The sequence below is a fragment of the Cloacibacillus evryensis DSM 19522 genome, from assembly GCF_000585335.1.
In the GTDB taxonomy this organism is placed as follows: domain Bacteria; phylum Synergistota; class Synergistia; order Synergistales; family Synergistaceae; genus Cloacibacillus; species Cloacibacillus evryensis.
The window spans coordinates 520,269-533,548 of sequence record NZ_KK073872.1; the positions used below are offsets into that span (position 1 = coordinate 520,269).

The window sequence follows — 13,280 nt, forward strand, 5'->3', positions numbered from 1 at the left end:
CGCAGGCGCGATAAAATCTAAAGGGCCGGCATGGGATTTTTTCATGCCGGCCCTTGCCGGTTTATGATAGACTGTCACATAGAAGCAACCTATGATTTGGGGGGATACGTAATGAGCGAAGAGAAAAACTATGGTTCGATATACGACCTGCCGCTGCAGAACGCCTCCGCGCTCGCACCGGAGATAGAGAAGAGGACGATATACGGCCCGGAGAACTGTTGGGGCGATTACGTCATGCGCCATTTCATCCTGCCGGCGCATAAAGGCATCCCCGCGCACGAGCATGAGTGGGATCACCTGATGTTTACGCTCTCCGGCGACGGCGTCGTCGAGGTCGAGGAGGAACCGGGCAAAAGGGTCCCTTACCTCATGAAGACGGGCTATTGGACGCGCGTTCCCGGCGGCCTCGTCCATGAATATAAAAACGACGCAGACGTGCCGCTTGAGTTTTTCTGCATCGTGCCGACCCGCGGCGACCCGCACGCGAAGAAGTTCTCGATGCGCGAGGAGCGGGCCCAGCGCAAGGCCTGCGAAGGCAAAGCCTAAATATTTAGAGAGCTAAGGAAATTTGTATGATGAGCGGAGCGCGCCGAGTGAGAGATTCCGGCGCTCCCCGCTATTGACGGCGTCCGCCGTAGAGGAAATTGCGAACGATGAACGAGGCGATGACCTGCCCCGTGATCTCGATGACGGTTTTCTCTTCTTTGCTGAATACCCGCGACGGATCGCAGCAGTCGAAGCCGAGAAAACCGATAAAATCCCCGTTATCCATTACCGCCGTCTGGACCAGCGTGTGTATATTCTGGTTGTCGAATGTTTCAAACAGCTCCGCGTCGACGCTCTCTATCTCCATCCAAAAGATGCCGTCGTCGTTGAAGTGTTTCCGGTAATCGGGGCGCTCGTCTTCGTAGCTTCTGTTCTGAAACATCTCCTTCGTCGCCGCCACACCGTCGTTGCAGAATTCATATATTTCGGAAAAATGCCTGCCGTCGTCGGAATTTCTGAAAATGTAGCCGCGGGAAAAATTGAAGCGGCGCACTATCAGCTCAATAATGCCGCACACAGCCAATTCCGTGTCTTTCGCGTTATAGAGGATGCGGAGAATGTGACGCGCCGGGTCCTTCGCGAAGAGGTCGGTCGTGTCGCTTCCGTCCTGAGCCTCTGTCCCCATCTGCGCAAAAGAGAGTCCCATCGATTCCTTATAAAGCTGACAGCGCGCCTTGCCGCTGTTTTTGGAATGATAAAGCGCGATATCGGCTTTATTGTAAAGATCCAGGAAATTTTTACCCTGCTGCGGGAAGAGGGCGACCCCTATGCTTGCGGAAAACTGCAGCATGCCGAAGTAATTTCTGTGCAGGGAGCTTAACGCCAGGCAGGCCTCCTCCGCCATCCTTTGCGCCGCGTTTGCGTCCGCGCCCGGCAGGAAGACGACGAATTCGTCGCCGCCGGCCCGCCCTAAAAGAGAATCCCCCGTGAATATCCCGCGCAGCGTCTGCGCCACCGAGACGAGCACGGCGTCGCCGAAGAGGTGTCCCATGAGATCGTTCACATTTTTAAAGTTGTCGAGATCCACCATGATCATGGCAGCCGGCGAGTCTGTTTTGCCCAGCGATTCTATCTCCTTTTCCACCATCTCCCGGATGCGCGTTTTATTGTAGAGTCCCGTGAGAGAGTCCCTTTCCGCCATCATCGACAGACGCTCGTTTTTTTCGCGTTCGTCAGTGATGTCGCTTATGAACCACAGGGAGCGCAGCGAAAGGTCGTCCGGGTCCGTAAAGACGTTATTGACGGCCGATTTCCAGCGATAAGAGGCGCCGTCCGGCGTCAGCGTCCTGTATTCGATGTTCGCCCCGGTGACGCCGTGCTCAAAATCGTCTCTGTTGTTCTCCGGCAGCGCGAACCGCAGATAGAGCTCCCTGTCGTCGGGGTGGACGTGGTTTTGACAAAAGTCCAGGATAGTCTGACGCTGGTCGTTCGCGGCAAAGCCGTATCCCTGAAAATGCTCGCCTCCGGCGATGATCCTGTTGTGCGTAAGGTCAAATTCATAACAACGGTCATAAAGGCTGGAGAGCGCCTCTTTGTACTTGTCCGCCCGAAACGCGTCCCGCCGCCCGGCGTGCGGCTTTTCGCCATATTTATCGCCGCGGCGCGGCTCCGCGCCGGACGCCATTTTCTCCATGGCGGCGACGTACAGGAGCATCAGCGCCACAGTTGCCGTCATACAGACCAATGCGTAAGATCTGTAACACAAAAGCCGATCCTTCCATAATAGAAGGTTTCCGTCAGAATCCGTCAGACATAGAAACTCCAGCGCGGCGACGCCCGCGGCAAATAAAATGAAAAAAACGAGGGCGATGACGAGCAGACGGCCGCGCCGGACATAAATTTTTAGGAACAGGTCCTCTCGCAGGTGGCGGCAACTCATAGCAATGGCTGATCCGACTCCTTTCGTCATAATGGCGGCTTTGAAATGACTTTTATGCTTGTAAAAAAGGCTTTATGTAAATGTTGCTAAATCTGGTTTCAAGATTATATCACCTTAAATGTTGAACGGATATTTTCGCTGCCATAATCTATCAAAATGTCAAAGGCGGCGTCTGAAAGAAAACAGCGCCCGGCCTGCGGCACATGGCGGACGCTGATTGGATCTTAATGCCGCCGCCCTTTGATCTCTGCGAAAGCGGCGGTCTGTTTTTGTCGGGGGATCGTTTCGTTACTTTTCCAGATTCATATCCGCTATCGGGGGAATGAAGGCCGTCGTCGGCGCGGTGTCCCAAGGGAAGAGCACCCATGTGTCCTGGCTGACCTCCGTGACGAAGGTGTCGACCAGGGGGCGTCCCTCCGGTTTCGCGTAAACGGTGGCGAAGTGCGCGGGGCCGAACATGCCGCGGACGATCCTCGCCGTCTTGCCGGTGTCCACAAGGTCGTCGATTATCAGCCATTTCTCGTCGACTCCCACGAGATCCGGGCGTTTCAGTATATCGGCGGCTGTCTGGTCGCGCATCGTGTAGCTCGAGATGCAGACGGTGTCTACGAGGCGGATGTTCAGCTCTCTCGCGATGATCGCAGCCGGCACCAGCCCGCCGCGCGCCACCGTTATCAGACGGCTCCAGTCGCTGCGGATGTCGAGCAGCTTCCAGGCCAGGGCGCGGCAGTCTCTCTGCACCTGTTCCCATGATACGGGATAATTCTTATGATATCTCGAGGCGGTTTCAGCCATTTATATTCCCCTTTTCGTGATAGTTCGGATAAAAGCCTTTTTTATTGTACTAACAGAGCCCGCGCTTGTCTATTATCCATCAGGGATCGTCCCCGAGCTCTCCGAGCAGGGAATCGATCTCCGCGCGGTCCCCCGAGTCACACAATAATTTCGCGGAGATCTCGACGCGGCGGCCCTCGCGCGCTCCCGCCGGCAGCAGCGACGCGGGAAATTCAACGGCGCCGCCCTTCTCTGGCAGCAACCGCGCGGTGTTGCCTTCTATCGCGTCGATGAAGAAGATGCCATTTTTTGTCCCATCTCTCATTTGACCGCCCTCTTTCTCTCAAACGTGATGCTTTTGCCGTCTGTGCGCAGCTTGACGGCGCCGTCAGCGGTGTCGAAGCGGCGCACGCCGGCCTCCCTTATCGCGCGGACCACCTCTTTGTGCGGGTGTCCGTAGCTGTTGCCCTTCGCGTAACTGAGGACTATTATTTCAGGCGAGACCTCGCGGAGCGTCCTCTTGTCCGTCCCGTTGCGGCTGCCGTGATGTGCCGCCTTGAGGACGACCGCCCGCGGAAGCGGCGCTATCGTCGCGCGCTCTTCCCGTTCCATGTCGCCTGTCATGAGAAAAGAGATGTCCCCGTATGTGACGAGGAGGACCAGACCGTTGTTGTTGGCGTCGCTGTTTGTGTTTTTCAGCTGTTTCACTGGGGCCAGCACCTTCACCTCGACATCGCCGAACTTATCCGAAAATCCGCGTTTGGGGCGTCCGAAGGCGATCTTCCCCTCCTTTATGGCCCGGTAGAAGTCACGCTGTATGCGCGATCCGTGGTTGTACCCCGAATCCCATATCTTTTCTACCGGAAATGCGGAAAGCAGCTCCCTCATGCCGCCGATGTGATCCTCGTGCGGGTGCGTAGCGACCAGCAGGTCCACCTTTTTTACGCCGCAGGATTTGAGATAGCGCACGGTCTTCTTCGCGTTTTTCTCCGGCCCGGCGTCTATCACTATGGTCTGTCCGTTCGGCAGTATAAAGAGCGAACAATCCCCCTGCCCGACGTCGACGGCGTAATAGCGCAGCGGCGGCGCCGCGCCGGCCGCGGGAACGACGGAGAACAGCGCGTATGCCAGCAGGAGCATCGTAAGCAATACTTGCGGGAGGATTTTTGTTTTGTTTTTCAATTTTGTGCCGCCTTTCGAGTTACGTCAAAATAAAACGATATGGTCTATAATAATTGCTTAGTTGAGACTGAAAGGGAGAGCCGAATGTTCGGATTTTTTCTTGTACTGCCCCTCGTCATTATAATTATAACCGGAAATCAGCTGCGTGCCCGCGGTTTTTATTCCGCAAACGACATCTCCGCCCTGATGAAGACCCTGTACTGGGTCATATTGCCCCCCCTGCTCTTTCGGACCACCTATATAGCCGGCACGGAGGTTTTGAGGCAGCCCAATCTTCTTATCGCGAGCACCCTCTGTTACATTATCACGATAATCGCCGCCTACGCGGGCTCTCGCGCCTTTGCCCACAAGGGGGACGTCAGACGCACGGCTGTCTCCGTTTTTTCCTCGTTCCGCAGCAACAACATATATCTCGGTTTTCCCGTCATCCAGCTGGCCATGGGGGAGGCTGGGCTTCACGAGGCCTCCATATATGTGGCCGTGACGACAGTCTCATTCCAGCTTCTCTCCATCGCCGCGGGAGAGGCTGTGCTCTACGGCCGTCCGAGCGCACGCGGCATTCTGGACATGCTCAGGAAACTTGTCCTGAACCCGCTGATAATCTCCTGCGTCCTCGGCGTTATCGCCGCGGCCTCCGGCTTCCCGATCCATTTCGTCTTCGACGAAGCGATGAAGCTGATGAGCGGCGCGGCGACGGCGGTGGCGCTGCTGGCTCTTGGCGGTTCTCTCGACCTCTCGCGCATGGGCAAAATCGTAAAGATACTCAGCCGTACTTGGTTTGACACTCTGATCAAGCTGGCGGTGAATCCGGCTATAATGTATGCGGTGCTGCTGCTTTTCCCTATACCCAAGGACCTTTTTAACGTTACGGTAATGCTCAGCGCGATGCCGAACGCCGTGAACTGCTTCATCCTGGCGCGCGGCATGGGGATGGACAGCGAGTACGCCGCCGACCTGGTCGCCGCGACTACGCTGCTCGGGATCATCTCGATACCGGCCTGGGCATACATCCTTGGTATGGTGTAGTAAACCTATAGTTTCTAATAAGTTTAGACGAGATATCGGTAATATGCCGGGGCGGCGCAAAATTGCCGAAAAACTCTCCCTGATAAAATTAGCATATTGAACTTTTTGGTGGTTTGGGTTTATAATATAGAGACAAAAAATTATTTATCCATCCTAAAAATTTTTAATATGAAGGAGTGCCAGATAACAATGATTCCGCATCCAATAGCCACGAACGACAATCCCTCAAAAGCAACGAAAGTAGTGATCGCCCTTGGCGGCAACGCTTTAATGGAGGCCGGCACCCCGCCGACGGCGGAGGAACAGCTCAAGGTCGTCAAAAAGACCTGTGACAACCTCGCAGATATCAGCTGCAACGGTTATGAGATGGCTGTCGTCCACGGAAACGGACCGCAGGTCGGCCGTCTTGTGCTCCAACAGGAAATTGCGGCGGCCTCCCAGCCCGACCAGCTCCCGGCGATACCCTTCGACTGCTGCGGGGCGATGACCGAGGGCTATATAGGCTATCAGATACAGCAGAGCCTCCGCGACGCGCTCCGCAACAGGAACCGCAACGTTCCCGTTGTGACGCTCGTCACGCAGGTCATCGTCGACGAGAGCGATCCCGCCTTTGAAAAACCGACGAAGCCGATCGGACGCTTCTACAGCGCGGAAGAGGCCGAAAAAGTGGCCAAAGAGAAGGGCTGGACTATGAAAGAGGACTCCGGCCGCGGCTGGCGCCGCGTCGTCCCCTCTCCGAAGCCGAAGCGGATAGTCGAACTTGACTCCGTCAAGCGCCTCTGGGATTCAACGATCGTCATTACGGCCGGCGGCGGGGGCATCCCCGTGATAGAGAACATGGACGGTTCGCTTTCAGGCGTCGCGGCGGTCATAGACAAAGATCTCGCGGCGGAGCGACTCGCGGAGGACATGGAAACGGACATCCTTCTCATCCTCACCGAAGTCGAGAACGTCTATGTCAACTTTGGCAAGCCCGATCAAAAGGCACTTTCGCACATCACCGTAGCCGAGGCGATCCAGTACATGGAAGAGGGGCAGTTCGGTTCCGGAAGCATGGAGCCGAAGGTAATGGCGGCGATAAAATTCGCCCGCCGCTTCCCCGGCAAGAAAGCGATCATCACCTCGCTCGCGAAGGCCATCGACGCGCTTGAAAACGGAGCCGGCACCATAATCACAATGGCATAGTATCCCGTCGTCCCGCGAGAAAAACGGCGCGCGGGTTGACAAAAGCGCAATATCCTGTAGAATATTTTCCCGTGGTGCTGTGTTGAGCGGCCCATCTGTTTTAGTGGTAGGATGGCCGAGTGGTCAAAGGCAACAGACTGTAAATCTGTCGGCGAGAGCCTACGTTGGTTCAAATCCAACTCCTACCACCATCTCTTAAAAAAGTAAGGCCGCCCGCGAGGGCGGTCTGTTTTTATGTCTAAGCCCTATGATTCATCATTTGGCCTCTCGTCTTTTTCTTCAGGCAGTTCTCTGTATTTCTTGATATCCCATATTTTTTCGGCCTTCGAGCCGAGAAGCCAGAGGCTGCCTCCCAAAATGAGGAAGAAAAGCCCCTTATCCATGCTGTTCCAGAAGGTCTCAAAAAAACGAGTGTAGAGGTTTATCCCTAAAAAAGTCAGCCCGTAGCCGCGAAGCATCGCGTCGTCGCGCCTGATCCCCAGCCACAGAGAAATGCCGGCGGCCGCGGCGAAGATTACGGACCAGTGAAAGAGCTCTGCCTGGCGCACCTTATGCCAAACATTTATATCGCCGTAGTTGCCGAAGATCGACATGATCCACAGGCTCACAAAGAGGAATAACAGCCCGACGCTGAGCGTGCCGCGCCGGAACGGCGCAAATCGCCCATACCTTCCCATTTGCCGGGAAAGAGCTGTGAGAAAGGCTCCATAAAGCGAAAAACGGGCCGGGTAATTAAGTCCGAGCCAGTAGGCTCCCCATCCCGAAACGTAGCCGGTTTCGGCTCCGAGCCAGCTGCCGAGCGAGAAGAGCGCGAATATCCATATCAGGATGGAATCCAGCGTGAGCGCGATAACTCCGTAGGTGAGCGCCGCGAGACCCAGGAGAAGCGAAAAGTGGCCGCCGCCATTGTCCAGCGTTTTGCCGAGCCATGCGATAGAGGCGGCCGTCGAAAGAACGCCAAGGAAAAGCACCGCCTCGTTTGTAAAGGCCTTTTCCGGAAATTTCACCCTGCGTTTACCTGCCCATATGTAGAGAGCGGCGGCAACCACCGCGAAAAATACGCATCTTACGATCGCCCTGCCTCCGAAGAGCCAGAGCATGAGCTCCAGCGCCCATCTGGACCTCGTAAGCGCCGCGGCCCCTACAAAAATACAGCAGAGCGCCGCCGCCAAGAGGTAACGCGCCGCACGCTGCCAGTCAAACGGCATGGGAGCGATGTTCTCCCGAAGCTTTTCCGCCGTCTCCGCATCGAGCTCACCGCTCTCCTCCCATAAATCAAGCATCCCCGATACTATATTATATTGGCGTTTTGGAAGCTCACGCATGGAAACAAATCCTTTCCGAGTCCCCTGCCTGCCGGACGAAGACGAACTCTTTCAAATTAAATATTCAGTAGATATTAACACCGCCGTAGCCCCGGAGCAAACGTAATTTCAATCCCAAATTCCCAAAACGATCCGTTTTTTTGCCTGTCAGTTCGCTAAAATCTATGCCTCATAGCGACATTATCTCAGACCGCTTATGGGGCGGTTTTATTACAGAACAACAACACAAAGGCTTCAGGGCAGACGCATCAAATATTCTGCAATAAACTCAGCAGATAGGCATCATCCCAACCGGCCTTAAGCCTTCGGACGCGTATACTCACCTTGGTATTTTTATCCTGCTTTATAAGGTTGAGCGCCATATGTCGTATGACTGTCATGTTTGCTGCGCTGTTTTTTTGCGCGGTTCCTCAATTGGTCTTCGTTAAAAACCATGTCCAGCACCCAGTGCAGACTGTTTTCAATTCCCCAGTGGGAGCGGATTTGAGAGCCTATTTTCTTCGCTGTGCCTGATATCGATGTAATATAATATCGCGATTCAAAAGTGCGCTGCTCAGCGGTTTCCCTTGTAGAATCGACCTTAACTACGCTCCGCAGGCTCGGCCATTTATCTAGAGACGGCAGATCGAGGGATTCAAGGTCCGTTATGACTGTGACTTTTCTTGTCTCTATCCTTCCATGATCCTTCTCGACAGTTGTACCGTTTGTTGACTGAACGCTTTCATAGCCGTTTTTCTCTTCCCATTTAAACAGGTGCTCCACAGTATCCAACGTATTGCCTTGGTTACCTTTTAAAGAAAAGAGGTAATTGCCTTTTTTATCAAATATTTTCTGGGCAATCTCTGTCTGACACCCCATAGCGTCTATCGTAACGGTGCATCCCTGGATATCTAAAATATTAAGAAGTTCAGGGATAGCAGTGATTTCGTTTGATTTTTGGTCTGTCACTGTCTGGCCTAATACTATTCCCAGATCTGAACACCAGGCGCTGACCATATGGATACAATCTCTTTTATCTAGATTATTAAAAGACCGGCGTTCTGTTTTTCCATCGATTGCAATTACGCCTTTTAGGCTGAGCTTTCTTATCCATTTTGCAAAGCACTCAGAAAACTGCTGCGTATCAAGAGACGAAATTACTCGGTTCAATGTATCATGTGACGGTATCCCGCCCGGCAGTTCAAGAAACGACTCAAAGAATGGAGCCTTACATTTGGCAAAGAGCTCAATGCCGTTAAACGTGTCGGCGCCGGATATGACAGCGCAAAGCACGATCGTGATAATGTCTATAAGTTTATGGCGAGTCCTTCATGTTACACGCGGAGCTTCAATACTTTCAAAGTGTTTTGTTATGATAGTATTAATTTTTCTCAGTCCAATGCTTTAAATAGAACTAATATATCATATTAAAACCAACTTTTGATCTTTCGACAATATAGTGTGTAGGGCAAATATATTTTGATGCGTTTGCCCTGACAAAGGCTTCAGGTGCCTTGACAAATGTGCGATATCATGTAGAATATCTTTTCGTAATGCCGCTTCGTGCGGCTGTAGTATTGAGTGGTAGGATGGCCGAGTGGTCAAAGGCAACAGACTGTAAATCTGTCGGCGAGAGCCTACGTTGGTTCAAATCCAACTCCTACCACCATTTTTATGTAAAAATGCCCTTACCGCATTTAAGTTTGACCGATGCCGACTTAGCTCAGTAGGTAGAGCACATCCATGGTAAGGATGGGGTCCCCGGTTCGAGTCCGGGAGTCGGCTCCATTTTTTGTAATATGTGTTCCAAAAGTATAGATGCCCCCGCTTTTGCGGGGGCGTTTGTTGTTTTTATGTATGCTTTTTGTCTTATCTGTCTTTTGTGTCATGTAACAGCGCCTCTTTACACCGGATAAATCACCGTATAAGATTTTAGGCACCGTATAAGGATTTTGAAGGTGATCGGACAGGGAGTGCTGATATGCTTACAGAGCTGCAGGCAAGGAATGCGAAGGCCGAGAGCAAGGTTTACCGACTTAAGGATGAAGCGGGGCTTTATTTGGAGGTCCGTCCTTCGGGTAAGAAGGTATGGCGGATGCGGTACTGGATTGCCGGGAGGGAACGGATTCTTACTTTTGGTGATTATCCGCTCTTCTCGCTGAAGGAGGCGCGTGACCGCCGGGATATCGCCAGGCGGATTATTGCCGACGGCGGAGATCCCGCCGAAAAGTGGGCGGAAGAGCGCGCCGCGGTTAAGGCTGCCGAGGAAGCCGCCAAGGATACGTTTGAGGCGGTTGCACTTGAATGGCTCGACATGCGGTTGTCTGAGAATCTTTCAGACAGGTATAAACATAAAACTGAGTGGCGCCTGCGAAAGTATATTCTGCCTTCAATCGGGAAAATCCGCTTTTCCGAGGTGTCTCCCCTCGATCTGCTGGGTATGTGCAAGGCGCTGGAGGCTCGCGGATTGGTGGAGACCGAGCATAGGCTTGTCGGTATTTGTAGTCAGATTTTTCGTTATGGGATTATTTGGCAGAAGAGGACGGATGATCCAACTTATTCTTTGCGCGGCGCGTTGATGTCGCCTACGGTGAGGCATTTTTCGAGCATTCAGGATAAGTCTCTTTTAGGCGAGTTTTATGTCGCCATAGAATCATGTACGGGATCAGAGATCATAAAGGCTGCCTTGCGGTTTTTGGTGTTGAATTTTCCACGCCCGGGCGAGCTGCGACATGCCGAGTGGAGCGAGTTCGATTTTGATACAAATATGTGGTCTGTCTCAGCGGAGAAGATGAAGATGAAACGACCCCATATGGTCCCGCTGGGAAGTCATTCTCTGGCGCTCCTGAAGGCGCTGCACCCCTTAACAGGACATGGCCGGTATGTTTTCCCGTCTCCACGAAGTGGTACAGGTTCTGTGCCTCTGAGCGACATGGCGCTTAATGTCGCGATGCGGGCGATGGGATATGAACAGGAAGATGTCAGCGCACACGGTTTTCGGCATACCGCATCAACGATGTTGAATGATTCTCTGCTGTGGTCGCCAGACGCCATCGAACGGCAGCTTGCGCACGTGGACGGGAATAAGGTGCGCGAGACGTATAACGCCGCCGAGTATCTTGAGGAGCGTAAGCGGATGAAGCAGTGGTGGGAGGATTTTGTGATCGGCGAGGCCGAGGCCGCCAGGAAGAGGGCGGAGAAGAAGAAAAAAGAGAGGGAACAGAAGGGAGGAGATTAGCCTCCCTTTTTTTGTTCTTCCGCAAGTTTTTCAAGCTCTACGTCATGGTATATCTCACTTGATATGTAGCGAATGGCCCTTTCCCTGTTTTCGTATGGCCCCATTACTTTTTTACGAGGATGAGAGACATAGTAGCCAGGCTTCGGAGATTGTATTTCTGGAAAGGCTGCGGCCGCCTGCTCTTTGTCGTAGTATTCGGTTTTGTATTCGATGAATTTAGACATGGGATTCCGCCTTTGCCTAAAATGTTCTGTCCTCGTATGCCAAAATTTCATGTTTTGTATCTATCATTGCAACCCTTGATACTTGCTGGGCTGGAAAATAGAAGAACCCCAGCGCCTCTGTAGGGCTCATTTCTATGAAAACAGCATTTACTTCCTGATTGTTGACGTAATGGATTTTCTTTCCCTGTGTAGAAAAACTATCTCCCAAAGTTTTTAGGTATTTTACACCGTATTGATGGATATGGATTGCTAAATTTGTAGCCTGAATACCGCATTTATCTTCCATTTCTTTTCCAAGTTTTTCTATTTCCGCGCTCGGGGCTAGAGGATCAGTTGGCGCTTCGTTATTGCGGTATTCCTCAGAGTCGCGTAGATCACTCCAAATTTTTGAATAATGAGTTCGTTCTTGTGACGTTATTTCTCTCTGTTCGCCGTAGCTTGCTTCCGGTTCATTGTAATATAGTGGCTCCTCATGGATTTGTGCCGTTTGCTGGTGTCGGGGTGCCTCATGTGCTTTTGCGGAGGAACCGCGTACGATTGCGTTGATCAATATTGCACCAAGTAAAACCCCGACGGCTGTCCCTGGAGAAACGGAGGGAGCATATGAAGAACTTGGCGAAGGATTTCCCATGTTTGGGTAATAGGCATGGCCTTGCTGCCCTGGGGTGTCATACAGGGGATGACCGACCGGTGCTGTCGCTCCGTTGTGATAGTATTGGTCGGAGTTTGGGTCGTATTGGAAAGCATTGCCGTTCTGATCGTAAAGGGTCTGCGGACGCACACCCGAGCCGTAAACAGAAGCATTTGCGGGTATAACGGATAAGGAAAGCATTGTAATAATAATTACTATGGCGATGTTCTTCATAATGTACCCTTCCTTTGTTTTATGCATGTCCGATAAAACTTGCGGCAATACCTACGGTAACACAAAGAATTGCTAAATACTCAAACCATGCAAAGACTGTTATGATTTTTACAAAGAAACTCCATTTAGTAGGTCCATCGTAATCATTTGCTGAACGCCACATTCCTAAAAGTACAAGGGGTTTATATACCAGCGCAAATATAACTAAAAGGATGAAGGATATAATAGGAGCACGAAATGTAGTAAAGATGAATAGAAATAGTACATAAGCGACAAAGGATACGCCTACGTTGCAAAACCAGAATGTTACCGGCATGGAGAATTCTCCGTTTTTAAGTGCTTTGAACCATTCCATGAGTAAGCCTCCTAGATTATCAACTTACATATAAAGTGTTTTGTGCAGCTATCAAGGATAGAGCTGTATCACGCCGTCTTTTCTGAGTCTCCCGCGTAAGCGGAACTTTCTTTCTCAAGCGTTTTTAAGCATCGCTTGAGAAGTATTTGAGCTATGTCGATCTCTTCCTCTTCAAAGGCTTTTGTTTCAGCTTCAATCTCTCTGTTTACACGTGCGATTGTCTCTATTATCTGTGAGGGCTTAGTATGATCTGTCTGCTGTGTTGCAGGCGTGTCCCATTTTGAGGTTGCAGATGATCCAGGCAGTTTAAGTTCACTTTCATCCTGCTTTTTTACATAAGTATTTATTATTTTGTCAAGGTCGCTTGAAAGCAAATCCGGGTCTGAGACCTCTCCCGTAAAAAATGCGACCGATGTTTTTAGTGCATACGCGAGCTTATAGAGGTTATCTATGTCCGGTTGTCTCTCTCCTGATTCCCAACGCCATACGGTATTTGCCCTAACCCCTATTACCTCAGCTAACGCTGAGCGGCTTAGTCCGTTTTTTTCTCTGGCTGTCTGAATATTAACCCCGACATTTTCAGGAGTCATAAAATCACCGCCTTGTTATGAAGTCTATCCCAATTTGGTACTAATTGAAATAGGACAAAGTGGGATTATTTATTTCCCAATATGGGAATATAGTGCTTGAGAACTATTGATA

At 51.7% G+C, this 13,280-nt stretch carries 13 protein-coding genes, 3 tRNA genes and 1 pseudogene; 7 read left to right on the forward strand and 10 right to left on the reverse strand.

What is annotated here, in order from left to right; translation table 11 throughout:
• Nucleotides 1–111: 111 nt before the first annotated feature.
• Nucleotides 112–546, forward strand: a complete 435-nt coding sequence (locus tag CLOEV_RS02170) for a cupin domain-containing protein (RefSeq protein WP_008709143.1) — start codon at nucleotides 112–114, stop codon at nucleotides 544–546.
• A 70-nt stretch (nucleotides 547–616) separates the two neighbouring features.
• Here CLOEV_RS02170 and CLOEV_RS02175 read toward each other — a convergent pair whose 3' ends face one another.
• From CLOEV_RS02175 to CLOEV_RS02190, 4 genes are all read right to left on the reverse strand, one after another.
• Nucleotides 617–2,251 carry a sensor domain-containing diguanylate cyclase gene (locus CLOEV_RS02175; RefSeq protein ID WP_169732178.1) on the reverse strand — a complete coding sequence of 545 codons (1,635 nt, stop codon included), beginning with the start codon at nucleotides 2,249–2,251 and terminating at the stop codon, nucleotides 617–619.
• Nucleotides 2,252–2,713: 462 nt separating this feature from the next.
• Nucleotides 2,714–3,220, reverse strand: coding sequence for a xanthine phosphoribosyltransferase (gpt, locus tag CLOEV_RS02180; RefSeq protein WP_008709149.1), 507 nt, complete (start codon nucleotides 3,218–3,220; stop codon nucleotides 2,714–2,716).
• A 79-nt stretch (nucleotides 3,221–3,299) separates the two neighbouring features.
• Nucleotides 3,300–3,524 carry a hypothetical protein gene (locus CLOEV_RS02185; protein ID WP_034441651.1) on the reverse strand — a complete coding sequence of 75 codons (225 nt, stop codon included), beginning with the start codon at nucleotides 3,522–3,524 and terminating at the stop codon, nucleotides 3,300–3,302.
• Entirely contained in the window at nucleotides 3,521–4,381 is an 861-nt protein-coding gene (locus tag CLOEV_RS02190) for a ComEC/Rec2 family competence protein (protein ID WP_051484826.1), read from the reverse strand. Before CLOEV_RS02190 ends, CLOEV_RS02185 begins: the two co-directional genes overlap by 4 nt.
• An 84-nt stretch (nucleotides 4,382–4,465) precedes the next feature.
• On the opposite strand from CLOEV_RS02190, the gene CLOEV_RS02195 reads away from it, so the two are divergent.
• From CLOEV_RS02195 to CLOEV_RS02205, 3 genes are all read left to right on the forward strand, one after another.
• On the forward strand, nucleotides 4,466–5,407 hold the full coding sequence (locus CLOEV_RS02195) for an AEC family transporter (protein ID WP_008709155.1): 942 nt from the start codon (nucleotides 4,466–4,468) through the stop codon (nucleotides 5,405–5,407).
• 189 nt (nucleotides 5,408–5,596) lie between these two features.
• Nucleotides 5,597–6,592, forward strand: coding sequence for a carbamate kinase (gene arcC / locus CLOEV_RS02200; RefSeq protein WP_008709156.1), 996 nt, complete (start codon nucleotides 5,597–5,599; stop codon nucleotides 6,590–6,592).
• A gap of 105 nt (nucleotides 6,593–6,697) precedes the next feature.
• Nucleotides 6,698–6,783: transfer RNA gene (locus tag CLOEV_RS02205), tRNA-Tyr, on the forward strand.
• A gap of 54 nt (nucleotides 6,784–6,837) precedes the next feature.
• Here the strand turns inward: CLOEV_RS02205 and CLOEV_RS02210 are convergent.
• Both CLOEV_RS02210 and CLOEV_RS02215 read right to left on the reverse strand, forming a co-directional pair.
• Nucleotides 6,838–7,917, reverse strand: a complete 1,080-nt coding sequence (locus CLOEV_RS02210; protein WP_034441654.1) for a hypothetical protein — start codon at nucleotides 7,915–7,917, stop codon at nucleotides 6,838–6,840.
• 333 nt (nucleotides 7,918–8,250) lie between these two features.
• A pseudogene (locus CLOEV_RS02215) lies at nucleotides 8,251–9,210 on the reverse strand (ISAs1 family transposase); the annotation flags it as partial.
• Between the two features lie 269 nt (nucleotides 9,211–9,479).
• On the opposite strand from CLOEV_RS02215, the gene CLOEV_RS02220 reads away from it, so the two are divergent.
• The 3 genes from CLOEV_RS02220 to CLOEV_RS02230 all read left to right on the forward strand — a co-directional run bounded on the left by CLOEV_RS02220 (nucleotide 9,480) and on the right by CLOEV_RS02230 (nucleotide 11,134).
• Nucleotides 9,480–9,565: transfer RNA gene (locus tag CLOEV_RS02220), tRNA-Tyr, on the forward strand.
• A 43-nt stretch (nucleotides 9,566–9,608) separates the two neighbouring features.
• Nucleotides 9,609–9,684 (forward strand) — tRNA-Thr (locus tag CLOEV_RS02225).
• Nucleotides 9,685–9,877: 193 nt separating this feature from the next.
• Nucleotides 9,878–11,134, forward strand: coding sequence for a tyrosine-type recombinase/integrase (locus CLOEV_RS02230; protein ID WP_051484828.1), 1,257 nt, complete (start codon nucleotides 9,878–9,880; stop codon nucleotides 11,132–11,134).
• Here CLOEV_RS02230 and CLOEV_RS02235 read toward each other — a convergent pair.
• The 4 genes from CLOEV_RS02235 to CLOEV_RS15685 all read right to left on the reverse strand — a co-directional run bounded on the left by CLOEV_RS02235 (nucleotide 11,131) and on the right by CLOEV_RS15685 (nucleotide 13,168).
• Nucleotides 11,131–11,358 carry a hypothetical protein gene (locus tag CLOEV_RS02235; protein WP_034441661.1) on the reverse strand — a complete coding sequence of 76 codons (228 nt, stop codon included), beginning with the start codon at nucleotides 11,356–11,358 and terminating at the stop codon, nucleotides 11,131–11,133. The two genes, CLOEV_RS02230 and CLOEV_RS02235, sit on opposite strands and share 4 nt — an antisense overlap.
• Nucleotides 11,359–11,374: 16 nt before the next feature.
• On the reverse strand, nucleotides 11,375–12,223 hold the full coding sequence (locus CLOEV_RS02240; RefSeq protein ID WP_034441665.1) for a hypothetical protein: 849 nt from the start codon (nucleotides 12,221–12,223) through the stop codon (nucleotides 11,375–11,377).
• 19 nt (nucleotides 12,224–12,242) lie between these two features.
• Nucleotides 12,243–12,578 carry a hypothetical protein gene (locus CLOEV_RS02245; RefSeq protein WP_034441668.1) on the reverse strand — a complete coding sequence of 112 codons (336 nt, stop codon included), beginning with the start codon at nucleotides 12,576–12,578 and terminating at the stop codon, nucleotides 12,243–12,245.
• A gap of 68 nt (nucleotides 12,579–12,646) precedes the next feature.
• Nucleotides 12,647–13,168 carry a helix-turn-helix domain-containing protein gene (locus CLOEV_RS15685; protein ID WP_051484829.1) on the reverse strand — a complete coding sequence of 174 codons (522 nt, stop codon included), beginning with the start codon at nucleotides 13,166–13,168 and terminating at the stop codon, nucleotides 12,647–12,649.
• Between the last annotated feature and the right edge of the window lie 112 nt (nucleotides 13,169–13,280).